The 6,312-nt window shown below is 59.3% G+C and carries 9 protein-coding genes and 1 pseudogene; 4 read left to right on the forward strand and 6 right to left on the reverse strand.

Annotation, left to right across the window (positions count from 1 at the left end):
- Positions 1-219: 219 nt before the first annotated feature.
- From tnpB to OZ411_RS42335, 3 genes and pseudogenes are all read left to right on the forward strand, one after another.
- Entirely contained in the window at positions 220-387 is a 168-nt protein-coding gene (gene tnpB, locus OZ411_RS42325) for an IS66 family insertion sequence element accessory protein TnpB (RefSeq protein WP_282532715.1), read from the forward strand.
- A gap of 127 nt (positions 388-514) precedes the next feature.
- On the forward strand, positions 515-706 hold the full coding sequence (locus OZ411_RS42330) for a hypothetical protein (protein WP_282532716.1): 192 nt from the start codon (positions 515-517) through the stop codon (positions 704-706).
- A 190-nt stretch (positions 707-896) separates the two neighbouring features.
- Positions 897-1,907 (forward strand): annotated as a pseudogene (locus OZ411_RS42335) (IS66 family transposase); the annotation flags it as partial.
- Here OZ411_RS42335 and OZ411_RS43470 read toward each other — a convergent pair.
- Complete coding sequence (locus OZ411_RS43470; protein ID WP_349017080.1) at positions 1,895-2,299, reverse strand: nucleotidyl transferase AbiEii/AbiGii toxin family protein; 405 nt, start codon at positions 2,297-2,299, stop codon at positions 1,895-1,897. The pseudogene OZ411_RS42335 and the gene OZ411_RS43470 overlap by 13 nt on opposite strands.
- A 15-nt stretch (positions 2,300-2,314) precedes the next feature.
- Positions 2,315-3,112 (reverse strand): type IV toxin-antitoxin system AbiEi family antitoxin domain-containing protein, encoded by a 798-nt coding sequence (locus OZ411_RS42345; RefSeq protein ID WP_282532717.1) that lies wholly within the window; start codon positions 3,110-3,112, stop codon positions 2,315-2,317.
- 273 nt (positions 3,113-3,385) lie between these two features.
- On the opposite strand from OZ411_RS42345, the gene OZ411_RS42350 reads away from it, so the two are divergent.
- Positions 3,386-3,826: a cell envelope biogenesis protein TolA gene (locus OZ411_RS42350; protein WP_349017081.1), complete on the forward strand. Its 441-nt coding sequence runs from the start codon at positions 3,386-3,388 to the stop codon at positions 3,824-3,826.
- 164 nt (positions 3,827-3,990) lie between these two features.
- Here the strand turns inward: OZ411_RS42350 and OZ411_RS42355 are convergent, their stop codons facing one another.
- The 4 genes from OZ411_RS42355 to OZ411_RS42370 all read right to left on the reverse strand — a co-directional run.
- Positions 3,991-4,320, reverse strand: a complete 330-nt coding sequence (locus OZ411_RS42355; RefSeq protein WP_282532718.1) for a hypothetical protein — start codon at positions 4,318-4,320, stop codon at positions 3,991-3,993.
- An 863-nt stretch (positions 4,321-5,183) separates the two neighbouring features.
- Positions 5,184-5,573 (reverse strand): type II toxin-antitoxin system VapC family toxin, encoded by a 390-nt coding sequence (locus OZ411_RS42360; protein ID WP_282532719.1) that lies wholly within the window; start codon positions 5,571-5,573, stop codon positions 5,184-5,186.
- The gene (locus OZ411_RS42365; RefSeq protein ID WP_282532720.1) at positions 5,554-5,835 is read right to left on the reverse strand and encodes an AbrB/MazE/SpoVT family DNA-binding domain-containing protein; all 282 of its coding nucleotides are present in this window, start codon (positions 5,833-5,835) and stop codon (positions 5,554-5,556) included. Before OZ411_RS42365 ends, OZ411_RS42360 begins: the two co-directional genes overlap by 20 nt.
- 249 nt (positions 5,836-6,084) lie before the next feature.
- Positions 6,085-6,312: RES domain-containing protein (locus tag OZ411_RS42370; protein ID WP_349017082.1), on the reverse strand; the 228-nt coding region annotated here is incomplete at its 5' end.

A 6,312-nucleotide genomic window follows, 5' to 3' on the forward strand; every position in this document is an offset into this window, starting at 1 on the left:
TCGACTTGAACGGCGAGGCGAGGACGGCCAGAACGAAACAGAGCAGCCCGATCATTCCGCCAGCTTAGGCGTTTCCGTCACGTCATCAACTCGGATAAAGTTTTCGGTACACACAGGCTCTTCCGGCGCTCGGACCGGTTGCTCAAGAATCTTCGGTAGCGCCCTCGGCGGGATCTTTTCGACGGTCATCTCGCACTGCAGTCTAGGATTCGATCTGGGTTGTGCCTGCTCGCCAAGCGGATCGAGGAGGGTGTCTTCCGCTGGCCGAAGATCGAGGATGGTGTGGCGCGTCTGTCAGCGGCGCAGCTGTCGGCGCTGCTCGAAGGCCTGGACTGGCGGCTGGTCCAAGAGGCGCGGGAAACGTTAGCGCCGACACAAGCCGGATAATTTGGCTATCTGGACTATCGTGTTGAAAACGTGGTGATCCAGCGGTCGTGCAACTCGGATTATCGTGTGGTATTCTTTGGTTTGGCCCAGCCGCCTTCTCCCGCTTCGTGTGCTTGAGGATCTAGCTATGCCAAAGCCGGTTCAAATTGACGCCGACCTGTACGCACGCGCGGCCACTGCGGCATCGCGCGACGGAAAACAGGTTGAGACTTACATAAACGAGCTGATCCGATTGCAGCTCAGAGATGTGGAGAGAATGCACGAGATTGTTAGTGCGCTCGATGAGACCGCAACCGAAGACGATGCCGAAGGGACGTAATTCTCGGCGGAAATCGACAAGGGCAAACGGCTCAGACTCATGACCGCTCCAACACGAAAATCCGGATAGTGGGCCGCGCTGCGGCGAAGTGAATCAGGAGCCTCGCGATCATCGCAAAGCAGCAGCAATATGATCTGATCTGCGGGTGTCGAGCGATAATCTCCCTGATGATCCCAAGACGCTGAAGGCGATGCTGCTGGCCGAGCGGCATGAGAGCGAGCGGCTGCGCCAGATCATCAAGGAATTGCAGCGTCATCGCTTTGGCCGGAAGGCCGAGCCGCTCCCCGGGGAGCAAGTGCTGCTCGGTCTCGAGGACGTCCAACAGGTTGCGGCCTGTACAGAAGCCAGCCAGGACGAGATAGCCCCGGAAGGCCGGGCGGAGCGCGCACGCAAGCGCCACAACAATCGCGGAGCACTACCGGCGCATCTGCCGCGGATCGAGGTCGTGGTCGACGACAAGACCTGCCCCTGCTGCCAGGGCGACCTGCACCAGATCGGCGAGGACAAAAGCGAGCGGTTGGACATGGTGCCGGCGCAGTTCCGCGTCGTGGTGACCCGGCGTCCCAAATACGCCTGCCGAGCCTGTGAAGATGGCGTCCTGCAGGCCGAGGCTCCGACCCGGTTGATCGAGGGCGTACTGTCGACGGAGGCAACCGTCGCCCAGGTTCTGGTGTCCAAATATGCCGATCATCTACCGCTCTACCGGCAGGTCCAGATCTATGCCCGCCAGGGCATCGCTCTTGATCGATCGACACTGGCGGACTGGGTTGGACATGCCGCCTTCCATCTGCGCCCGCTGCATGAGCGCCTTCTCACGGTGCTTCGCGCGAGGTCCAAGCTGTTCGCCGACGAGACGACGGTGCCGGTGCTCGATCCCCGTCGAGGGCGCACCAAGACCGGCCAGCTCTGGGCCTATGCCGCCGACGACAGGCCCTAGGCGGGCCTCGATCCACCCGGCATCGCCTATGTCTATGCACCCGACCGCAAAGCCGGGCGGCTGTTCAGCCATCTCGCCGGCTTCAAGGGCATCCTGCAGGTCGATGGCTACAACGCCTACCCAAAGCTTGCTGAACGTGGCGAGGTCGAACTCGCCTTCTGCTGGGTGCACACGCGGCGCAACTTCTACGAACTCGCGACAGCCGGCCCCGCGCCGATCGCGAGCGAGGCGCTGAAGCACATCGCCGCATTCTATGCGATCGAGAAGGAGAACCGTCTCGATAACTTGCTGGACAGGCATCCAGTCCCATGCCGGTTGGTCCGCTCTTGCGAGCTCCAGCGATCCCACTGAGAGAGTGCTTGAAGGCAAGTACAGCAAGCCTCCCGAAAGCTTGCAGTCGCATTCGGATCCTCCCGTGTGCGAGCCTCTACCCGCGCGCCCGGCAATCCTTTCCTGATGGCCGCCGCCATGCGCTTTATCGTCGCATCGATCGCGGCAAGAGATTCGGGACGCGGAGCCACCGGCAGATACGTCAGGTCGATATCGACCGACAGGCGCGGCATGTCGCGGTGGAAGAGATTGATGGCGGTGCCGCCCTTGAGCGCAAAATCGGGCTCCTCCGCGACGAACGGGATCGTCTCGATCAACAAGGCCACTTGATGCCGATATTTTCAGACAGGGGCATTGAGATCGTCCGGGATGGTTATGAGATATTTGGTGTCGAGTTTGCCGCCCTTGACGAGCATGCGCTTTCCTTTGCCGAGATTGACTTTCGCCTTGTCGATCTGTTTGAGCCAGGCGTGCTGATGCCGCTCCGCGAACCAGAAGAACAGTCGTTTGACCTTGACGCTTTTGCAGTCGTTTAGAAGCGCTTGCAGCCGCCGGGGACTCAGGCTCCTCAACCCTTCCGCCAGCGCATCCACTTGGTGGAAGCTTTCGTGGCGGGGCAATTCGTCGAGCAGCTCGACGAACGCACGTTCGGGCGTCGAAACCGTGAGAGGCCATTCGAGTGGTCCCGGTATTTCGCGCGTCATACCGGACTTCGATCCGGGCGGGCTCTCGTGCGTTTTGAACAGGCTTTGCGAGCGGTGAACGCGGAATTTCTGTTTGAGCGGGAGTTTGCTGAGCCAGCCGGGAGCAGACCGCGTTCCGTATAGATGCACGGTCGAAGGACCTGTCTGGCTCAAGTAGTGTCCAAGGCCTTGCGCTTCGATCGCGGTACGTCCGCCGACGACGAGGTCGGAGCCGAGCAGTCGCTGGAGCGAAACGACAACGCTCTGCCACGAGAGTTCGCCGAGCGGGCGCTTGAAGGTTCCCCGCACCGGCTGAACGAGCCATCCGGCCGATACATATTGGCTGCGCAGGCTGGTGGAGTATTCATGTCGCTCCATCCAGGCGGCATCGACCAGAAGTCCCTGCGGGAGGGTTCTTTCCAGCTTGTTTAGCTTTCTGTCTTTTTGCTCAGCCATATTAAGTAAATTAGTATGTTTTCAAACCAGCCTTAAGGTTTTCAATCTCTCTGGTTTACGTAGTCAGACTAAGTAAAATGATAGAAAGTTAAACTCTGCAAAACCTCGCGATACCACAGCGCGAGGTCTTGAAATAAATCCGTTCTTTCTTCGATCTGGCGATCGCAGCGCCATCCATGAAAGCGGCTCTGGAGGCCCTGGGGCGCCGACAGCAATCTCTTTCAGCAGGGCGCGGCGAAGCAAAGCGAGGACCCCGACGTAATCGCCGCGACCATGGCCGCGCCGGACATCGTTCTGAGGCGTCCCGTCGGCTCCAACGGCCCCTTCAAGGAACATGCCGATCTGCCGACCGACATCGGATCGAAAAAGGCTGGCCGCAAGTCGGCAATCCGTAAATTGCACAAGCACCAGCCACTTACGGATGACCGGACCGCCAAACGAAAAGCCGCGCTGGCTTTCGAAAGGGAGCAGAAGCGCCGCGATCGTCAACGCGCAAAGGAAGAGGCTGCCCGGCAGAAGGAGCGCGAGCGACGGCAAAAGGCCGTCGACAAGGCGCAGAACGCCTTGGATGCGGCTCGTCGGAAGCACGAAAAAAACGCTTCGCAAATACAAGCCGAGCTCGAGGCGATCGAGGAAAGATCGCAGTCCGAAAAAGCCCATTGGGAGAAGGAGAAGGCCCGTTTGGAAGCCGCGTTGCGACGTGCACAAAGTTAGCTGCCGCCAAGCTGAGGTAGCCGAAGGGCCGGACCGTCATTTCCACTCTACTCCTAACGGCAGACGTTGGCGCTTGCCCGCCGGCAGTCTCCTACTCAAATTCAGACGTGCTCACCTCGCATCGGACCTTGTCTTTTGGCAACCGCGCGCGGGGCACGAAGAGGTCAGATACCGAACAGGCGCCGCTGTGCAGCGTTTACGCTTGCGGGATCAACTCCGTCCTCTCGCTTCTCACGGTAGAGTCCTTTGTAGTGATCTAGACCATAGAAAAGCGCTCCGTGGATCCCCTGTGCGTCTCGCTTGCGGATCGGACGCTCCCAAATCCGGTTCAACGCCGCGGATACTTCGTCCTGCGCGGGCAAATTGTCGAGGTCTTCAGCGAACTGGATTTCCTGTCCCGCATCGGGAAATAGACGTGAGAATTCCTCATCGGTTGCCTGGAAAATGCTGAAAGTGCTGTTTGACGCGCGGTCGATGACTTGGATGTTTTTCATGACCGCAGTTCATCCAGCCATTGCTGGGCTAATTTGGGTTCACCAGGAGTGTTTGAATGGTGAGAGGCTCGTATTTGCAGAAGGCGCTCGTGGAGCGCGAAAGCTTCTACTCCTAACCTGCAACGCAGGTGCTCGATTTGGGAGCCCAATTCAAGCAGTTCTTCCACAGAGGGGTCCTGCGCGCGGGAACGTGCAACTGCGCCAAGTCGCTTCAGAGCCGGCTCGTTGTGAGCAAAAAGATCCCATTGGCCCTTGGCGCACTTACCCAGGGCGGACAAAAGTAGACCCCGATATGAAGCTTCCAGGGCCTCAAGCTGTCGTTCGTCAGAGGGTCTCATCGGTCCGAAACGCTCAAAATTCGTGGGCTGATACTTTAGTGATCGCGTTAAATAGGATAAGCACCCTTTCACGTAACAGAAATGTCTAGTCCGGCAGGATCGCGGTTCACAAACAAGCGGGTTCTATCGCCATCATCAAACTCGATCGCGATCTCATCAGCGCGATGACGCCAATTCGGACCGTTTTCCCTTTCAAGAGCTCCGTTAATTTCTCAGCCTCTTGCTCTAACTCTGTCATGGAAAATTTTCCGGGATCCATGGGAGCACCGTGGCGACGTTCGTGCATGGGTCTGCGCTCCTGCGAGACGAAAGGATCATACTCCAGACCGCAGCACAGACAATCAGGGGATACATTATTTCCATCGCCGTAGCGCAGCCGTTGTGGCACTGGGAAAAGTAGGCCCCCTAGATACTCGCCGACCTATTGGAAGCGCGTACCTTAGCTTGTCCCCAGCGACCCGCAACCGGGTGCCGCCAAGCAAAAGATGTCCGCGATAGCCTTCCGTGCGCTCCGTGTGCCCGGTGTCAGGGCGCCCGTACCTTGACGCCGCCGAGGGTGTTGGCGGCTTTGGCGAAATCCTGGTCAAAGCTGATGAAGGCCTCGCAGCCTTCCGCTTTGGCTAGATGCAGGCCGTCCGCAAAATCCACACCCCGCCGCATCCAGGCCAACGCCTTGGCCGCGGCGGTTACATCTTCCAGAGTGGCGCGCGGTAGCCCGGCGAAATCGGAGAGGGCCTTGGCGCACTGGGCCGTGGAGAACCCATATACACTCCGCAGCACCCACTCGGTCTCTAGCAGGACTGTGGTGCAGACGAAGACATCATTGTTATCGATCAGCCTTCGTGCCCGGGCAGCCTGTCCGGGATCATCACCCACCAGATAGCGCACGATGAGATTAGTATCGATTGCGAGCATGCCGCCGTTTCGCCTCGGCGGCGATCCCTGCTTCCATATCCGCGATCGACTTTGCCGGCCCCTTATACGGCAGGGAGCCGAATACGTCTTTCGGCCGGGTGGGCGCAAAGGCGGGCATCGCCTTCAGCAATACGCCCTCGGGGGTATTCTCCACCATCAGTTCCGTTCCGGCAGGCCAGTGCCGCTGTTCCCGGATAGCCTTCGGCAATATCACCTGGCCCTTGGTCGAGACCGTGGTCGTCAGTTTCTGTTTGGCGGACATGGCGGCTTCATTGGTAAGACGAAAGTAAGATAGGAGGGCTTCGGCGGGATGGCAAGAGCGGCCGTCCAGCTGCTAGTCTAGGGGACGCGCTTTGCTCCCGAGACTGCCTGTCCGATCTGAGGAGACCTGGAATCCAATAGCGATTTCAACGACTTGCGGACGAGCTAGGGGACGTATTTTGCCCGGTGCTGCAGCAGCAGTTGTTGCATGCAGTGTCACGCTCGCTGGCGAGTTGCGGTTAGCCGCGGTCTAGGCGCTGAACAGCCGGCGATCCCAAAACACCGGCTCGTGCAGGGTCGTGATGTGACGGAATTGCGGGTGGGCGGGATTGATCAGCATGTTGTGGTCAACCCGCGCGACGACGCTCGGCACCATCAAGATGAGACTTCTCTTTTCGAAACACCAGGCCTCGCCAAAACGCTTGCTGACCGTTGCCGGCATCTGGTCCCAGCCGGGGAGTGAGGGGGGTGAAAAGAC

Origin of the sequence: Bradyrhizobium sp. Arg237L, from assembly GCF_029990105.1 — a bacterium.
GTDB lineage: Bacteria > Pseudomonadota > Alphaproteobacteria > Rhizobiales > Xanthobacteraceae > Bradyrhizobium.

What these genes read in the sequence shown, in the direction of transcription:
- OZ411_RS42355 (WP_282532718.1), bottom strand. Translation starts at nt 4,320, where the DNA reads ATGAAAAACATCCAAGTCATCGACCGCGCGTCAAACAGCACTTTCAGC.
- OZ411_RS42365 (WP_282532720.1), bottom strand. Translation starts at nt 5,835, where the DNA reads ATGTCCGCCAAACAGAAACTGACGACCACGGTCTCGACCAAGGGCCAG.
- OZ411_RS42345 (WP_282532717.1), bottom strand. Translation starts at nt 3,112, where the DNA reads ATGGCTGAGCAAAAAGACAGAAAGCTAAACAAGCTGGAAAGAACCCTC.
- OZ411_RS42350 (WP_349017081.1), top strand. Translation starts at nt 3,386, where the DNA reads ATGGCCGCGCCGGACATCGTTCTGAGGCGTCCCGTCGGCTCCAACGGC.
- OZ411_RS42330 (WP_282532716.1), top strand. Translation starts at nt 515, where the DNA reads ATGCCAAAGCCGGTTCAAATTGACGCCGACCTGTACGCACGCGCGGCC.
- OZ411_RS42360 (WP_282532719.1), bottom strand. Translation starts at nt 5,573, where the DNA reads ATGCTCGCAATCGATACTAATCTCATCGTGCGCTATCTGGTGGGTGAT.